We start from the raw sequence: 16,266 nt of genomic DNA, 5'->3' as shown, positions 1-16,266 counted from the left end.
TGCTCGGCCCCGGGCGCGCCATCATGGCCCTTTCACCGCAGCCCGCCACGGGGTAGCGTCGCGCCCATGGAATCAACGCTCAGCCCCCATGACGCCTTGGCCAGCCTGATCTGGCAGATCGAGCTTGGCGCGACCGAGGCGATTGGCGATGCGCCGGTCAATCGGTATGAGTTGCCCGAGAAGGCCGCCAAGCCTGTCGCGCCCCCCAAGGCCGAACCCCCGCGCGCAGCGCTGGCCGCGCCGGCCACGCCCGCAGGCGCCGATCCGGTAGCGGCCGCGCAAGCGGCGGCGGCGGCAGCCGTGGATCTTGAGGCGTTGCGCGCGGCCCTTGCGGCCTATCCGCATTGCGAGTTGAAGCGCGGGGCGCGCAATCTGGTGTTCAGCGATGGCAATCCGGCGGCGCGGGTGATGATCATCGGAGAGGCGCCGGGACGGGACGAGGATCAGCAGGGCAAGCCCTTTGTGGGCCGGGCGGGGCAATTGCTCGACCGGATGCTGGCGGCGATTGGCCTCATGCGCGGGGCAGATGCGCCGCAAGAGGCGGTCTATATCACCAATGTCCTGCCGTGGCGGCCACCGCAGAATCGCGACCCCAATGCCGAGGAAATCGCGATGATGCGCCCCTTCGTGGCGCGGCATGTGGCCTTGGTGAACCCGGCGGCGGTCGTGCTCATGGGCAATATCAGTTGCGAGGCGGGATTGGGTCAGCGCGGCATCACCCGGCTGCGCGGGCGCTGGGCCGAGGCCTATGGCAAGCCTGCCTTGCCGATGTTTCATCCCGCCTATCTCTTGCGCACGCCCGAGGCCAAGCGCGAGGCCTGGGCGGATTTGCTGGCGCTCAAGGCGCGATTGCGGGAGGGGGGGGCGTGATCGTCGATCCTTTGACCCTCTTGGCGTTCATTCCGGCGGGGCTCGCGCTCAACCTCACGCCGGGGGCGGACATGATGTTCTGCCTTGGTCTGGGATTGCGCGCGGGACCGCGGCCGGCGCTGGCCGCGAGTGCCGGGATTTCGGCGGGGGGCATGGTGCATGTAACGCTGGCGGGGCTGGGGCTGGCGGCGGCCATCGCCGCACAGCCGTTGGTTCTGGACGTGATCCGCTGGCTGGGGGTTGGCTATCTCTTGTGGCTGGCCTGGGGCGCGTTGCGAACGGGCCCCCTGCGCCCCGATGCGCGCGTGATGGGTGTGGCACGCGCATTCCGCGAGGGGATGATGGTGAACCTGCTCAATCCCAAGGTCATTCTCTTTGTGCTGGCCTTTGTGCCGCAATTCGTTGACCCCGCGCGCGCCATCCTGCCGCAGTTCCTGATCTTTGGCTTGATCCTCGCGGTGGGTGGGTTTGTGATCAACGGCGCGGTCGGGGTTTTTGCCGGGGGGCTGGGGCGGCGTCTGGCGACCTCGCCACGGTTCGCGCGGGGGCTGGGGATAGCCTCGGCCACGATTTTTACAGCGCTGGCCGCGCGTCTGGCGCTCATGCAAAGGAGTTGATCCCATGTCGCGAATTGACGAGAGCAAGGCGTTCATCCCGGTGCGGATCGCCGTTCTGACGGTATCGGACAGCCGCGATATGTCTGATGACCGCTCGGGCGATACGCTGGTCGCGCGGATCGAGGAAGCGGGGCATATCCTTGCGGATCGCATGATCGTGCGGGACGAGCGGGATCAGGTGGCCGAGCAGTTGCGCGAATGGATCGCCAATCCGGAGGTGGATGTGGTGATTTCCACGGGGGGCACGGGCCTGACGGGCCGCGATGTGACCGTGGAGGCGCATCGCGATGTCTATGAAAAGGAAATCGACGCCTTTGGCACGGTCTTTACCATCGTCTCGATGCAGAAGATCGGCACCTCGGCGGTGCAGAGCCGGGCGACGGGGGGCGTGGCGGGGGGCACCTATCTCTTTGCGCTGCCGGGCAGTCCGGGGGCGTGCAAGGATGCCTGGGACGAAATCCTGAAATATCAGCTCGATTATCGGCATCGGCCCTGCAATTTCGTGGAGATCATGCCGCGCCTTGACGAGCATCAACGCCGGAAGTGACGCGCGGCGGCGTATGACCTCTGCGAGCGGCTTGGCATTCTGTGGGCCGACGTTACATTATGGGGACCGGCCAGCCGACCGGGCCGGTTCAAGAGGTTGCGCGCCATGCGGTTTTTGCGTCAGGGTCTGATCGGGCTCTTTCTGCTTGCTCTTACCTTGGGTCTCTTGGCCTATGCCGGACAGACCGTGGTCAGTGCCGTGCAAGAGCGCATGGCCCGTGAGGTGCGTGTGCCCGAGCGCAAGGAGCGCGCCTTTGCCGTGCGCACGGTGCGGGCGGTCGAGACAGAGATCACCCCCACCCTCACCGCCTTTGGCCAGATCGAGAGCCGCCGCACGCTGGAAATCCGCGCGCAGGCGACCGGGGTGATCACCGAGCTGGCGCCCGAATTCATCGAAGGCGGCATGGTGCGCGCCGGGCAATTTCTGGCGCGGATCGACCCTGCGGATGCCGAAAGCGCGCGCGAGCGCGCGCGCACGGACCTGATGGATGCCCGCGCCGAGGCGCGCGAGGCGGCGCGCGCGCTCGATCTGGCGCGCGATGAATTGGCCGCGCGGCGCGAGCAGGCCGAAATACAGGATCGGGCCTTGGCGCGGCAACGTGATCTTGAGGCACGCGGCGTGGGCACGCTGACGGCCGTCGAGAACGCGGAATTCAACGTGGTGCAGGCGCGGCAGGCGGTATTGGCCAGCCGTCAGGCGCTGGCACTGGCGGAGGCGCGGATAGATCAGGCGGCGACATCCACGGCGCGCGCCGAGCTGGCGCTGTCCGAGGCCGAGCGGCGGCTGTCCGAGACACGGATCATCGCAGGGTTCACCGGCAGGTTGAGCGAGGTAAGCGTGGTTGCGGGCCGTCTGGTGGCAGCCAATGAGCAACTGGCGCAACTGGTGGATGGCGCGGCGATGGAGGTGGCGTTTCGCCTGTCCACGGCGCAATATGCGCGGCTGCTGGATGAGGCCGGAGGGTTGAGTGATGCGCCGGTGACGGTGACGCTTGATACCGGCGGGCTGGATTTGACGGCGACAGGGCGGATCACGCGGCAGGGCGCGGCACTGGCCGAGGGAGAAAGCGGGCGTCTGGTCTTTGCCACGCTGGACAATGCCCCGGCGATGAAACCCGGCGATTTCGTGACCGTGACGGTTGAAGAGCCCGTCTTGAGCGCCGCCATTCGCCTGCCCGCGACGGCGCTTGGGCCGGATGGTCAGGTGTTGGTGATCGGTGCCGAGGAGCGGTTGGAGGCGGTGGCCGTCACGCTCTTGCGACGGCAGGGCAATGATATTCTGGTGGCGGCGCCGGGGCTGGCGGGGCGCGATGTGGTGGCGGAACGCACGCCGGTTCTGGGCGCAGGGATCAAGGTGCGCAAGCTGGAGAGTGCCGAGGCCGTGCCCGGGGCGGACACCGTCACGCTCAGCCCGGACCGGCGGGCGCGGCTGGTGGCCTATGTCGAGGCCAGCACCGACATGCCGGAAGAGGCCAAGCGCCGCCTGCTGGCGCAGTTGGAACAACCCGAAGTCTCGCTGAGCACGGTGGAACGGCTGGAACGCCGCATCGGAGGCTGAGCGGCATGGCGGCTGTCATTTCCTGGTTCACGCGGCACCGCACGGCGGCCAATCTGCTGTTGGTGCTGATGGTGGCGCTGGGGCTGATGGCCTTGCCGAGAATGCGGGCGCAATTCTTTCCCGATGTGGTGATCGACAATGTGAGCGTGTCGGTCGCCTGGGAGGGGGCGAGCGCCGAGGATGTGGACGGCGGCATCGTGCAGGTGCTGGAACCTGCCCTTCTGGCGGTCGAGGGGGTGGAGGCCGCGACCTCGCTCAGCCGCGAGAACAGCGCGCTGGTGACGCTCGAATTCGAGCCGGGCTGGGATATGGGCCGCGCGGCGGACGAGGTGCAGGCGGCGCTGGATATCATCACCACCCTGCCCGATGACGCGGAAGAGCCTGTTGTGCGGCGCGGCGCCTGGCGCGATCAGGTGACGGATGTGGTGATCACCGGGCCGGTGGGCACCGAGCAACTGGCGCGGCTGGCGGATGAACTGGTGGCGCGGCTCTTTGATGCCGGGGTGACGCGGACGACCATCGAAGGCGTGGCAGCGCCCGAAACCGTGATCGAGGTGCCGGGTCAGGCGTTGATCGCCCATGACATCACCATGGCCGAGATTGCCGCCGCCATTGCCGCCGAGATCACCGCCGATCCGGCGGGGGACATGACCGGGGCCAATACCCGCCTGCGCACCGGCACGCAAAAGCGCAGCGCCCGCGATATTGCCGCGATCACGCTGCGCATTGCGCCCGATGGCAGCGCCTTGACGGTCGGGGATGTCGCGCGCGTGCGGGTCGAGGGGGCGACGCGGGCGCTGGCCTATTACGTGGGCGAGACCCCGGCAATGAGTGTGCGGGTGGACCGCTCTGCGCGGGGCGATGCGCTGGATATTCAGGCCGAGGTGCAGGCGGTGGCGGACCGCATGGCCGAGACCCTGCCCGAAGGCGTGAGCATCGACCTCATTCGCACGCGGGCCGAGGCGATTTCGGGCCGGATCAAGATGCTGGTCGAGAATGCGTTGACGGGTCTGGCGCTGGTGGTGGGGCTGCTGTTCTTGTTCCTGAACGCGCGCACGGCGTTTTGGGTCGCGGCGGGGATTCCAGTGGCGATGCTGGCAGCGATGGCATTCATGTATGCCGCCGGTCTCACGCTCAACATGATTTCGCTGTTCGCCTTGATCATCACGCTGGGGATCGTGGTGGATGATGCCATTGTGGTAGGCGAACATGCCGATGCGCGGCATCGCCGCCTGCGCGAGCCGCCGATGGTGGCGGCCGAGCGGGCCGCCGGGCGCATGGCGATGCCGGTCTTTGCCGCGACACTGACCACGCTGATCGCCTTCTTTGGTCTTGCGGTCATTGGCGGGCGGTTTGGCGATCTGATCTATGACATTCCCTTCACGGTGATTGCCGTGCTGGTGGCGAGCCTGATCGAGTGCTTCCTGATCCTGCCCAACCATATGGCCCATGCTCTGGCCCATTCCGTCCGAGAGCATTGGTACGACATCCCGAGCCGGTTGGTGAACCGAGGGTTCCGGGTATTTCGCGACCGTGCCTTTCGCCCGCTCATCGCCTGGGTGATCCGGGGGCGCTATGCGGTCCTGGCGGCGGCGGTGATGCTCTTGGCCACGCAAGTGGCGAGTTTCGTGCGCGGCGATGTGACATGGCGGTTCTTCAACGCGCCGGAACAAGGCAGCGTGACGGGCAATTTCGCCATGCTGCCGGGGGCCACGCGCGCGGATACGCTGGCGCAGATGCGCGCCTTGCAAGAGGCCGCCGAGGCGTTGGGTGCGGAGTACGAGGCCGAGCACGGGGCAAACCCGCTGGCCTATGTGGTGGCGCAGGTAGGCGGCGCGGCAGGGCGCGGCCTGTCGGGATCGGACACGCGCGAGGCCGATCTTTTGGGGGGGATTTCCATCGAATTGATCGACGCCGATCTGCGGCCCTATTCCAGCTTTGCCTTTGTCGCCGATCTGCAAGAGCGGGTGGTGCAGCATCCCTTGACCGAAACGCTGAGCTTTCGCGGGTCGCGGGCGGGGCCGGGGGGCGATGCGCTCGACATTCAGCTTTATGGCGCGGAGGCAGAACAGCTCAAATCCGCGGCAGAGGCGCTGAAAACCGCGCTCGGGCGGTATCCCGAGGTCTCAGGCCTGGAGGACAGTCTGGCCTATGACAAGGCCGAGGTGATCCTGGACCTGACGCCGCAGGGGGCGGCGCTCGGATTTACCATCGACGATCTGGGGCGCACGCTGCGCAACCGGGTGAGCGGCATCGAGGCGGCAACCTACCCGGACGGGCCGCGCTCTGCCGAAGTGCGGGTAGAACTGCCCGAGGAGGAGCTGACCGCCGATTTTCTGGAAAGGATGCAATTGCGCACGCCCGCAGGGCAATACGTGCCGCTGGCCGATGTGGTCAGCGTCGAGACGCGCACCGGCTTTGCCTCGGTCCGGCGGGAAAACGGCCTGCGGCTGGTGACGGTGACGGGCGATATTTCCGAGGATGACCCGGCCCGCGCCGCCGAGATTTCCCGCGCGCTGGAGGCGGAAATCCTGCCCGATGTCGCGGCACGCTATCAGGTCGAGTATCGGCTGGCGGGGTTGAATGAGCAGGAAGACGCGTTCATGGCCGATGCGCGGCTGGGCCTGATGGCCACGCTGTTGGGCATTTACATCGTGTTGTCGCTGGTTTTCGCCAGCTGGACCCGGCCCATGGTGGTGATGGCGATCATTCCCTTTGGTCTGGTGGGCACGATCTGGGGCCATGCGCAATGGGATGTGCCGCTGTCGATGTTCACGGTCGTCGGATTGCTGGGCATGACCGGCATCATCATCAACGATTCCATCGTGCTGGTCACGTCGATTGACGAACATGCGCAATCGCGCGGATTGTTCCCGGCCATTATCGAGGGCACCGCCGACCGGTTGCGCGCCGTGCTCTTGACCACGCTGACGACGGTTCTGGGGCTGGCGCCCTTGCTCTTTGAACGCTCAACCCAAGCGCAATTCCTCAAGCCGACGGTGATCACGCTGGTTTACGGGCTTGGGTTCGGGATGGTGCTGGTGCTTTTGGTGGTGCCCGCCCTCTTGGCCATCGGGCGGGATCTCGGGCGGCCTGTCACCGCGCTGCGCCGGGGGCTGCGCGGGCGTCGGGCCGGGTTGCAGGGGGTCTTGGGCGGTGGCCTTGCGATGGTGCTGGGCTGGTTCGGAGCGACGATGGGATGGGTTCTGGTGACAGGGGATTTGCCGGGGCCGCTGGCGGGCATGGTGCCGCTGCCGCCGATGGGGGCGGCGCTGGCGCTCTTTCTGACGGGAAGCGCCTTGGGTCTCTTGCTGGTCTATCTTGTGACTGCCCTGCGCCGCCCGCGCAGCGCCTGATCGCTCTTGCGCAGACGGCGCTGCGGCGCTACCCCTCTGCCCATGCGTATCATCCGCGATTACACCTATGTCACCGACGCCGACCGGGGCGCGAGCGCCGCCATCGGCAATTTCGATGGCGTGCATATTGGCCATCGGTCGGTGATCGAGATGGCGCGCAGCGCGGGGCAGCGCATTGGCGCGCCGCTGGGGATTCTCACCTTCGAGCCGCATCCGCGGGAATATTTCGCCCCCGACGCGCCGCCTTTTCGCCTGATGGGCCGCGAGGCGCGGGCGCATCGGCTGGAAAAGCTGGGGGTCGAGCGGCTCTATGAGATCAACTTCAACGCCGGTCTGGCCGCGCTCAGCCCGCGCGCCTTTGCCGAGAACGTGATCCGCGACGGTCTGGGTCTGCGGCATGTGGTGGTGGGATCGGATTTCTGTTTTGGCAAGGGACGGGCGGGCAATGCCGCGATGCTGGAGGGTTTTGGCCGCGAGATGGGGTTTGACGTGACCATCGCAACGCTCCTGGAGGGCGAGAGCGGGCAGGTATCATCCACCGCGATCCGCGCCGCGCTGAGTGCAGGCGAGCCACGCGCCGCCGCCGCCATGCTGGGCCATTGGCACCGGATCGACGGGCCGGTGATTGGCGGCGAACAGCGCGGCCGCACGCTGGGCTATCCCACGGCCAATATGTCGATCAAGGGGCTGCATCCGCCCAAGTTCGGGATTTACGCGGTGCTGGTCGATGTGCTGGATGGGCCGCACAAGGGGCAGTATCACGGTGCCGCGTCGCTCGGCGTGCGGCCGATGTTTCAGGGCGAAGAGGCCAATATCGAGACCTTCCTGTTTGATTTCACGGGCGATCTCTATGGGGCCAACCTGTCGGTCGGGCTGGTCGAGTATCTGCGCCCCGAGGCGACATTCGACAGTCTGGAGGCGTTCATCGCGCAGATGGATGCCGATTGCCTGCGCGCCCGCGCCATTCTGGCCGCGCTATGAGTGACGCCATAAATCGCAGCGGATTGCGCCCACGTTACTGGGAAACCACGCGGCTTGACCGCATGACCCGCGCGGAATGGGAAGCGCTGTGTGATGGCTGCGGCAAATGCTGCATGAACAAGCTGGAGGATGAAGAGAGCGGCGAGGTCGCCTTTACCCGCGTGGCCTGTCGCCTGTTCGACGATACCACCTGCCTCTGCGCGCAATACCCGATCCGGCATCAGTTCGTGCCCGAGTGCATCACGCTCAAGCCCCATACGATCGAGAGCCATGCCTATTGGCTGCCGGAAACCTGCGCCTACAAGCTGCTCTACGAGGGCAAGCCGCTGTTCGACTGGCACCCGCTGATTTCCGGCGATGCGAACAGCGTGCATGAGGCGGGCGTGTCGATGCGGCATCGCACGGTGCCGGAATTCGAAGTGCCCGAGGACGATTGGGAAGATCACATCATCGAGGAGCCGCTCTGATGCAATTCGCCTCTGACAATTCCGGCCCGGCGCTGCCTGCCGTGATGCAGGCGATGGCCGAGGTCAATATCGGTCATATGCCCTCTTATGGCACCGAGGCACCGATGCAGGAGGTCCGCGACCGGCTGCGCGAGATGTTCGAGGCGCCGCAGGCCAGTGTCTATCTGGTGGCCACGGGCACGGCGGCCAATGCGCTGGCGCTGGCGACCCTGTCGGAGCCGTGGCAGACGGTGTTCTGCACGCCGCTGTCGCATATCCATGTGGATGAGTGTAACGCGCCCGAGTTTTTCACCGGCGGGGCCAAGCTGAGCCTTGTGGGGGAAGCGGACAAGATGACGCCCGAGGATCTGGCCCGCGCGATTGCGCTCTGGCCGGCGGGGGATGTGCACAATCCGCAGCACGGGCCGCTCGCCCTGACGCAGGCGACGGAACGGGGGCGGATCTACACCTGCGCCGAAATAGCAGCACTCTGCCAGATTGCGCGCGATCACGGGCTGCCCTGCTACATGGACGGGGCGCGCTTTGCCAATGCGGTGGCGGCCCTGGGCTGCACGCCTGCCGAGATGACGTGGAAGGCGGGCATTGACGCAGTCAGCATGGGCGGCACCAAGAACGGCTGTCTGGGCGTCGAGGCGGTGATCTTCTTCAACCCCGAGAATGCCTGGGAATTCGAATTGCGGCGCAAGCGGTCGGCGCATCTGGTGTCAAAGCATAGGTATTTGTCGGCGCAGATGCTGGGCTATTTGCGCGACGACCTGTGGCTGCGCACAGCGCAGGAGTCCAATGCCAGGGCTGCGGTGCTGGAGGCGGGATTGCGCGACGTGCCGGGGGCAGAGATGGTGTTCGAGCGCGCCGTCAACATGATCTTTGCCCGCCTGCCCCGCGTCACGCATCAGCGGCTCAAGGCGGCTGGGGCGGTCTATGGGCTATACGAGGGGCCATTGGAGAGCGGCGCAGGAGATGAGCCACTGATGGCGCGGTTCGTGTGCGACTGGTCTGTGACAGAGGACCAGATTGCGCGGTTTCTGGAGATTGCGCGAGGCTGAGACGGCCTGTGCGCACCCGAAACCGATTTGCGCGAACATGGGTTTTCAGGAAGCATATCCGCATCAAGCTGCGTAAAGCCCCCCCGCCATCCGTGCGGCGGAGGGGCAGACCCCGTGCCAGTGTGGGGGATTACTTTGGCACGAGGACAGCGTTGATCACGTGGATCACGCCGTTGGATTGGTCTACATCAGCCACCGTTACACGGGCCGCGTTGCCGCTTTCATCAATGATGTAGACGTTGTTGCCTTTGACCTGCGCCGACAGGGCGTCTCCCGACACGGCGTTGAAGTGGTAAAAGCCATCTTTGCTGGCGCGAGCGGCGGCGATGATGTCGGCGGCAGACCAGTCACCGGCGACCACATGAGCCGTCAGGACCTTTTGCAGCATGGCCTTGTTCTCGGGCATCAGCAGCGTCTCGACCGTGCCCGCGGGCAGGGCCGCAAACGCATCGTTCACCGGCGCGAACACGGTAAATGGCCCCGGCCCCTGCAATGTCTCGACCAGATCGGCGGCTTTCACCGCCGCAACCAGCGTTGTGTGAACCGGCGAATTGACAGCATTTTCGATGATGTTGCGCTCTACGAGCATCGGCGCGCCGCCGACTGTCGGATTGGCGGCATAAACGGCGGTGCCAAGGGCAATGGCGGTGGCCGTGCTCAGAAAGGTTTTGAAGGTCATTTTTTGTTCTCCCTTGTTTTCAAAGGCTCGTCTGAGCCGCTGATGCAGGAGACACGTCAGCCGGGAAGCAAAAGTTTCAAACCGCCCAAAGTTTATTTCATCAGAGCGTCCGAACCATCCCTCACCGGGCAAGACTTGCGGGAGTTAAAGCTAGGATCATTGGGCAAGCCGCTGGAATTCTACCCGTGACAGAACGCGCAGATCGGGCGTGAAGGTGCGATCTTTGCCTTGCTCGACCCTGCGGATCTGCTTGGTCCCGCTGGGCCCGGACTGATGGCGGGCCGTTCAAAGGGGGCAGACGAAACAGTCTGGATACATCGCGGCGTCCTTGACCCGGAAGGATCGCACAAGGACTCTGAGGCCTGACCCCAGTTTGCGCGCCACACCCAAAGCTGCAATGCGGGCGCGGACGGAGACACACCATTGCCACACAACAGTAAGTCCCTGCGCGAATGGCGAAGAGGCAAGAGCCAAGCATCTGATGAAATTTTGAAAATTTTGATGGTGGGTGATGAGAGACTCGAACTCCCGACATCTTCGGTGTAAACGAAGCGCTCTACCAACTGAGCTAATCACCCGTGGGCTGCCTGATAGCCAAGCTGCGCGCGGCGCGCAAGAGGGTTTGCGCGCGGCAGGTGGGCCGAGGCCCTGATCGCCGCGCGCGGGGACCTTGCTCAGATCCGTGGGGCGCCTTTGGCCAGCATGCTGTAGAGGCCGCCGCCCAGGACCGCGCCAATCACCCAGTTGTAGCCCGAGAGGAATCCGAACCACGGCACCCAGACCGTTGCCACGGAAAACACCGCCGCAAGGCCAAAGGCCGTGACCGCCGTCCGGTTCCAGCCGTTCTGGTAATGATAACGCCCGCCCTGCATGTCATAGAGATCGTCAAGGTCGAGTTGGCCTTTGCGATGGACATAGTAATCCACGATCATGATGCCAAAGATCGGGGCCAGCGTGGCGCCGAGCGTGTTGACGAAACCGCCGATGCCGAATGCGCTGATGAAGCTGGTCCAGAGCCCGCCGATGACGAGCGCGAAGACCGAGGTGATCAGCCCCGCCTGACGAAAGCTGATCTTGCCGGGGGCGAGATTGGCGATGCCGTTCACCGCCGGGATGAAATTGGCGACAAGGTTGATGCCGACGGTCGCGGCAAAGAAGGTGATCGCGGCGATCACGCCCAAGAGCACCGAGTCGGTGCGTTCGACGATCTCGCTCGGGTTGGTGATCTCTTCGCCAAAGACCACCGCCGCCCCGGCCGTGGTCAGCAGCGCCAAAGCCGAGAAGAGGATCATGTTGAAGGGCAATCCGGTGAGGTTGCCGAGGAGCATGGCGGGCCTGTCCTTGGCATAGCGGGAAAAGTCGCTGAAGTTGATCATCACGGCGGCGAAATAGGCCACCATGGTGCCGACGATGGCGACAAACCCGTTGAATTCACTGGCAAAGGTTGCATCCGGATTGGCAAAGATCGTGCCTGCGGCAGACAGAAGCTGCCCGTCAGAGCGTTGCCAGAGCACGATGACAAGTCCGATCATCACCAGATAGACGAAGGGGCCGGCGATGTTGAGAAAGGTCTCGACCCAGTTCATACCGCGCCAGAAGATCACGATATGAAAGGCCCAGACGATGAAGAACGACAGCCAGTCGATGCCGGTGAGGCCAAGGATTTCCGCGCCGCCGCTGGCCCCGGTGATCGAGCGGATCAGGAGCGCCACCGCGGTCGAGGCGAAATAGACCTGCACGCCATACCAGAACACCGCCACCGTGGCGCGCAGGATCGCGGGCAGTTTCGCGCCGCTGGTGCCGAGACTCGCACGCGCCAGCACCGGGTAGGGGATGCCGTATTTCTCGCCCGCGGCCCCCGAGAGATTGACCATCCACATGGTAAAGAGCCCCGCCGCGATGAGGGCGGCAAAGGCGGTCCAGCCGCTGACCCCGTAAGAGATGAAAAGCGAGGCCACGAGCGAATAGCCAAAGAGCGACTGCACGTCATTGGCCCAGACGTTGAAGATGGCGAACCATCCCCATGTCTTTTCATCCGCCCCGACCGGGTTGAGGGTATTGCCCTCGGGGTCCATCGTATTGCCTGTGGGCACATGCCCATGGTCGATTGCAGTCATTTTTTCCTCCCTGACAGATCGAATTCTGGATTTTTCTTGTTGCTTCATCTGGCCCGAAATACCTCGGGGGTCCGGGGGCAGCGCCCCCGCCTCAGAGAGCCATGTGCCGGTTCACGTCCTTGTAGAGCAGATAGCGGAACGGCCCCGGACCGCCGGCGTAACAGGCCTGTGGGCAGAACGCGCGCAGCCACATGAAATCGCCGGCCTCGACCTCGACCCAGTCCTGATTGAGGCGGTAGACTGCCTTGCCCTCGAGCACGTAAAGCCCGTGTTCCATCACATGGGTTTCGGCAAAGGGGATCACCGCGCCGGGCTGAAAGGTGACGACGGTGACATGCATGTCGTGGCGCATGTCCGCAGGGTCCATGAAGCGGGTCGTGGCCCAGCCGCCGTCGGTGTCGGGCATGGGGATGGGCGCGATGTCGTTTTCATTGACGACCATGACCGGCGGATGGTCGAGACCGGCGACGGCCTGATAGGCCTTGCGTATCCAGTGGAATTTGACGGGTGTGTCGGCGGTATTGCGCAGCGTCCAGGCGGTGCCCGGTGGAATATAGGCAAAGCCGCCCTCGGTCATGTCATGCGCCTGCCCGTCCAAGGTGAGGCGCAGCGCGCCCTCAACGACAAAGAGCGCCGCCTCGACGCCCTCTTCGGTCTCGGGGCGGTCAGAACCGCCGCCCGGCTGCACCTCGGCGATATATTGCGAGAAGGTTTCGGCAAAGCCCGAGAGCGGTCGCGCCAGAACCCAGAACCGCGCCTTGTCCCAGAAGGGCAGATAGCTCGTTACGATGTCGCTCATGGTGCCGCGCGGGATGACGGCATAGGCCTCGGTAAAGGCGGCGCGGCCGGTCAGAAGCTGGGTTTGCGGCGGCAGGCCGCCTTCGGGGGTGTAATAGCTGCGCTTGGTCACGGCTGCGGTCCTTCCACGGTCAGAGGCTGGTCAAAGTAAAACTCTTCGAGATTGTCGCCGGGGCCGATCCGGTCGATCACGGCGTAGCGCCCGGCGCGCCCGATGGGGGCCAGAACGCCGTGCCAGACATTGCGCAGCAGATTGACCCCCTGCCCCGGCTGGCTGAGATAGGCGCGCGGGGTGGCGGGGCGGCCATTGTCATCCTCGGCGACGCAGAGCAGCATCGGCACCCCGTCGAGCGGGATGAACGCCTGCGAGCCCAAGGGATGCCGCTCCATCAGGTCGAGCGTGTAGGGCAGGTGCCGCGCCTCGGCATCGAAAAGGCTGATCCCGGCGCGGCCATCCAGAAATTCGAGCCGGGCGCGATCATGGAAGCGCCCGCAGAGGCCTGCGTTGATCATCCGGTCGGGAGCGCCCGCCGCCTCCAGCACATCGCCATAGGGGGCAAAGGCGGCAGCGGTCAGGGCCCGGGCGATAAGGGGCGCGGTCATGGCAAGAGCGCCTGCAAGCGCGGGAGGGTTTCGGCCTCAAGCTGCGCAGGCGTCAGCGGGCCGCGCTCTGCCGGGCTGGCCTGTCGCAGCACGCGCGAGAAGGCGTTGAGCAACCCCGATGCGCTGTCATGGGCCGGGCCAAGCTCCATCTGCCATGCGCGGTCCGCAATCCACGGGGCGGGGAGCAGCGGGCCGAACACCTCGGAAAAGCGCGCCTGGGTCATCTGGCTGGGCCGCTCGCGGCGGCCGTGCGGATGGGTTTTCGCCCAGTGTTCTGCAATGTCGATCCGGCGCGGGCACCATACGTTTGCATGGCTCTGAACATGCTCGAGGAAACGGCGCAGGCCCGCGATCTTGCCGGGGCGGCCAATGAGGCGGCAATGCAGCCCCACGGTCATCATCTTGGGCGCGCCCTCCTGCCCCTCGGCATAAAGCGTGTCAAAGGTATCGGTCAGATAGGTTTCGAAATCCCTGCCCGTCACCCAACCGGGCGAGGCGGCAAAGCGCATGTCGTTGCATTCGAGCGTATAGGGGATCATCAGCTGGTCGCGCGCGCCGAACTCCTGCCAGTGCGGCAGGTCGTCGTCGTAGCAATCCGAGATGTAATCAAACCCGCCCTCTTCGGCGACGAGGCGGACGGTATTGACGCTGCAGCGGCCGGTATACCAGCCGCGCGGACGGGTGCCCGTGACCTCGGTATGCAGGCGCACCGCCTCGGCGATGGCGGCGCGTTCTTCGGCCTCGGGCATGTCCTTGTGCTCGATCCATTTGAGGCCATGGCTGGCGATTTCCCAGTCTGCGGCCTGCATGGCGGCCACCTGTTCGGGGCTGCGGGCAAGGGCGGACGCCACGCCATAGATGGTGAGCGGGATGCCCATGCCGGTAAAGAGGCGATGCAGACGCCAGAACCCGGCGCGCGCGCCGTAGTCATAGATCGATTCCATGTTCCAGTGGCGCTGACCGGGCCAAGGCGTAGCCCCCGGAATATCCGACAGGAACGCCTCTGACGCGGCATCGCCATGCAGCAGGCAGTTTTCGCCGCCTTCCTCGTAGTTGAGCACGAACTGCACCGCGATCCTTGCGCCGCCGGGCCATTGTGGGTCTGGCATCTGGGGGCCGTAGCCGCGCAAATCTCGGGGATAGCGGATCATGTCATCACCTCCGGGGATCCTGGTTTGTAAGAAAAAGTGCGGACAGGGGGCGGTTGGCGCCCCCTGCCCCGGTCTGACTGCGGGTCAGCGGTCAAGAAACCGCTGTGCGGCGGGCAGGTGCCGCATCAGCACGTAATAGGTGACACCCGCCGGGATCAAGCTGGCATACCACGACACCGCCGAAAAGGTCAGCGCCGCAACCACACCCACCGCCATGGCGATGATGGCCGCCGGATTGTAGCCCGCGTAATCGCCGCTCTCGTCATAGAGTTTGTCGAGGTCGAGCGTCTGGCGGCGCAGCAGGTAGTAATCCACCACGAGGATCGCAAAGATCGGACCCAAGAAGGCGCTATAGGTCTGGATGAAGAGGTTGAGGCCGGCGGCGGATTCGTTCTTGACCAGTTCCCAGGGGAAGGTGGCAAAGGCCAGAAGACCGACGAGAACCGCAGAACTCTTGTAGCTGAGCTTGAACACATCCATCAGCGCATAGGCGGGCGGCACGACATTGTTGAGAATATTGGTCGTGACCTGCGCAAAGGCAATGAAGAGCAGGGTGACGACGAGCAGGAGCTTGTTATCCACCGCATTCGAGAAGACGCGGATCGGGTCAACTTCTCCGGTCGCGCTCGACACCATGAGGCCGATCAGGCCCATGAAGAGCGTCGCGGGCAGGATCGAATTGGCATAGATCACCACCTGACGCACCCGCCCGACATCCTGCCGCAATTCGCGGCTATAGTCCGAGACATTCAGCATCATCGTGGCATAGATGCCCAGAAAGAGCATGGTCGCCCCCCAGAACGGCGCACCCCAGGTGCCCTCGACATTGATCAGATTGGTGCTGATTTCGTCGCCGTATTTGCCGATGACAGAGGTGAACATGTAGATCAGCGCGCCGATGATGAACACCGAGCCGATATTCTCAAGCCACTTGATGCCGTGAAAGCCCAGCACCGAGAGCAGGATCTGCAGCGCCTGGAAGCCCACGAAAAAGACCACGATATTGGAATAGCCAAACAGCGTCTCGCTCACCAGGTTGAGCGCGCCGGCACCGATCCAGCTTTGGAAACCGAACCAGACGAGGGCGGGGACAGAGCGCACCAGCGCCGGGATACGCGCGCCGGAAAAGCCGAAGGCCGAGCGCAATTGCACCATCATCGGGATGCCGTATTTATGCCCCGCCGCCCCGTTGATCATCAGCGCAACGCCGATGACGGTGCAGCCGATGGCGATGGCCAGAAACACCTGCAGCAGGTTCAGCGTGCCCACGAGGCCCGAGCCGATGGTAAAGGTCCCGATGGAGACGCAGCCGCCAAGCCAGGCGAAGAGATAGGACCACGGGTCCATGATCCGCGTTTTCTGGGGGGCCAGCGATTCCTCGCCCAGACCCTTGTGTTCGATCACCTCGGGCATATGCCCGTCATGCGGCAAAACACCCCGGTTTGTATCTGAAATTGTCATGACTCTCCTCCCTGAG

General features: G+C 64.8%; 13 protein-coding genes, 1 tRNA gene and 1 pseudogene. 8 read left to right on the top strand and 7 right to left on the bottom strand.

The features are described 5' to 3' along the window. Positions 1 to 66 precede the first annotated feature (66 nt). From MVC20_RS09365 to MVC20_RS09330, 8 genes are all read left to right on the top strand, one after another. Positions 67 to 870, top strand: coding sequence for a uracil-DNA glycosylase (locus MVC20_RS09365; protein WP_297540660.1), 804 nt, complete (start codon positions 67 to 69; stop codon positions 868 to 870). Beyond that, complete coding sequence (locus MVC20_RS09360; protein WP_297541435.1) at positions 870 to 1,487, top strand: LysE family translocator; 618 nt, start codon at positions 870 to 872, stop codon at positions 1,485 to 1,487. The genes MVC20_RS09365 and MVC20_RS09360 overlap by 1 nt, the downstream gene beginning before the upstream one ends. Positions 1,488 to 1,491: 4 nt before the next feature. Beyond that, positions 1,492 to 2,034: a molybdenum cofactor biosynthesis protein B gene (gene moaB / locus MVC20_RS09355; protein WP_297540658.1), complete on the top strand. Its 543-nt coding sequence runs from the start codon at positions 1,492 to 1,494 to the stop codon at positions 2,032 to 2,034. A 105-nt stretch (positions 2,035 to 2,139) separates the two neighbouring features. After that, the gene (locus tag MVC20_RS09350; RefSeq protein ID WP_297540656.1) at positions 2,140 to 3,591 is read left to right on the top strand and encodes an HlyD family efflux transporter periplasmic adaptor subunit; all 1,452 of its coding nucleotides are present in this window, start codon (positions 2,140 to 2,142) and stop codon (positions 3,589 to 3,591) included. Between the two features lie 5 nt (positions 3,592 to 3,596). After that, positions 3,597 to 6,947 (top strand): efflux RND transporter permease subunit, encoded by a 3,351-nt coding sequence (locus MVC20_RS09345; RefSeq protein ID WP_297540654.1) that lies wholly within the window; start codon positions 3,597 to 3,599, stop codon positions 6,945 to 6,947. Between the two features lie 42 nt (positions 6,948 to 6,989). After that, positions 6,990 to 7,928 carry a bifunctional riboflavin kinase/FAD synthetase gene (locus MVC20_RS09340; RefSeq protein WP_297540652.1) on the top strand — a complete coding sequence of 313 codons (939 nt, stop codon included), beginning with the start codon at positions 6,990 to 6,992 and terminating at the stop codon, positions 7,926 to 7,928. Beyond that, on the top strand, positions 7,925 to 8,395 hold the full coding sequence (locus MVC20_RS09335; RefSeq protein WP_297540650.1) for a YcgN family cysteine cluster protein: 471 nt from the start codon (positions 7,925 to 7,927) through the stop codon (positions 8,393 to 8,395). The genes MVC20_RS09340 and MVC20_RS09335 overlap by 4 nt, the downstream gene beginning before the upstream one ends. After that, positions 8,395 to 9,441: a beta-eliminating lyase-related protein gene (locus tag MVC20_RS09330; protein ID WP_297540648.1), complete on the top strand. Its 1,047-nt coding sequence runs from the start codon at positions 8,395 to 8,397 to the stop codon at positions 9,439 to 9,441. The genes MVC20_RS09335 and MVC20_RS09330 overlap by 1 nt, the downstream gene beginning before the upstream one ends. Before the next feature lie 130 nt (positions 9,442 to 9,571). Here the strand turns inward: MVC20_RS09330 and MVC20_RS09325 are convergent, their stop codons facing one another. From MVC20_RS09325 to MVC20_RS09295, 7 genes and pseudogenes are all read right to left on the bottom strand, one after another. Beyond that, entirely contained in the window at positions 9,572 to 10,120 is a 549-nt protein-coding gene (locus MVC20_RS09325) for a fasciclin domain-containing protein (protein ID WP_297541433.1), read from the bottom strand. A gap of 502 nt (positions 10,121 to 10,622) precedes the next feature. After that, positions 10,623 to 10,698: transfer RNA gene (locus tag MVC20_RS09320), tRNA-Val, on the bottom strand. Positions 10,699 to 10,794: 96 nt separating this feature from the next. Beyond that, positions 10,795 to 12,237 carry an NCS1 family nucleobase:cation symporter-1 gene (locus tag MVC20_RS09315; protein ID WP_297540646.1) on the bottom strand — a complete coding sequence of 481 codons (1,443 nt, stop codon included), beginning with the start codon at positions 12,235 to 12,237 and terminating at the stop codon, positions 10,795 to 10,797. Between the two features lie 91 nt (positions 12,238 to 12,328). Continuing rightward, entirely contained in the window at positions 12,329 to 13,147 is an 819-nt protein-coding gene (locus MVC20_RS09310) for a bifunctional allantoicase/(S)-ureidoglycine aminohydrolase (protein WP_297540644.1), read from the bottom strand. Further along, positions 13,144 to 13,638, bottom strand: coding sequence for an ureidoglycolate lyase (locus MVC20_RS09305; RefSeq protein ID WP_297540642.1), 495 nt, complete (start codon positions 13,636 to 13,638; stop codon positions 13,144 to 13,146). The genes MVC20_RS09310 and MVC20_RS09305 overlap by 4 nt, the downstream gene beginning before the upstream one ends. A gap of 62 nt (positions 13,639 to 13,700) precedes the next feature. Continuing rightward, positions 13,701 to 14,789: pseudogene (gene puuE, locus MVC20_RS09300) on the bottom strand (allantoinase PuuE); the annotation flags it as partial. 84 nt (positions 14,790 to 14,873) lie between these two features. Further along, positions 14,874 to 16,250, bottom strand: coding sequence for an NCS1 family transporter (locus tag MVC20_RS09295; protein WP_297540640.1), 1,377 nt, complete (start codon positions 16,248 to 16,250; stop codon positions 14,874 to 14,876). Positions 16,251 to 16,266 lie beyond the last annotated feature (16 nt).

Origin of the sequence: Roseovarius sp. (assembly GCF_027019125.1) — a bacterium.
Taxonomy (GTDB): domain Bacteria; phylum Pseudomonadota; class Alphaproteobacteria; order Rhodobacterales; family Rhodobacteraceae; genus Roseovarius.
This window is presented reverse-complemented; position numbering and strand designations above follow the sequence as displayed.

Excerpts from the sequence above, each read along its gene's own strand:
- MVC20_RS09365 (WP_297540660.1), top strand. The coding sequence starts at position 67 with ATGGAATCAACGCTCAGCCCCCATGACGCCTTGGCCAGCCTGATCTGG.
- moaB (WP_297540658.1), top strand. The coding sequence starts at position 1,492 with ATGTCGCGAATTGACGAGAGCAAGGCGTTCATCCCGGTGCGGATCGCC.
- MVC20_RS09350 (WP_297540656.1), top strand. The coding sequence starts at position 2,140 with ATGCGGTTTTTGCGTCAGGGTCTGATCGGGCTCTTTCTGCTTGCTCTT.
- MVC20_RS09345 (WP_297540654.1), top strand. The coding sequence starts at position 3,597 with ATGGCGGCTGTCATTTCCTGGTTCACGCGGCACCGCACGGCGGCCAAT.
- MVC20_RS09340 (WP_297540652.1), top strand. The coding sequence starts at position 6,990 with ATGCGTATCATCCGCGATTACACCTATGTCACCGACGCCGACCGGGGC.
- MVC20_RS09335 (WP_297540650.1), top strand. The coding sequence starts at position 7,925 with ATGAGTGACGCCATAAATCGCAGCGGATTGCGCCCACGTTACTGGGAA.
- MVC20_RS09330 (WP_297540648.1), top strand. The coding sequence starts at position 8,395 with ATGCAATTCGCCTCTGACAATTCCGGCCCGGCGCTGCCTGCCGTGATG.
- MVC20_RS09325 (WP_297541433.1), bottom strand. The coding sequence starts at position 10,120 with ATGACCTTCAAAACCTTTCTGAGCACGGCCACCGCCATTGCCCTTGGC.
- MVC20_RS09315 (WP_297540646.1), bottom strand. The coding sequence starts at position 12,237 with ATGACTGCAATCGACCATGGGCATGTGCCCACAGGCAATACGATGGAC.
- MVC20_RS09305 (WP_297540642.1), bottom strand. The coding sequence starts at position 13,638 with ATGACCGCGCCCCTTATCGCCCGGGCCCTGACCGCTGCCGCCTTTGCC.
- MVC20_RS09295 (WP_297540640.1), bottom strand. The coding sequence starts at position 16,250 with ATGACAATTTCAGATACAAACCGGGGTGTTTTGCCGCATGACGGGCAT.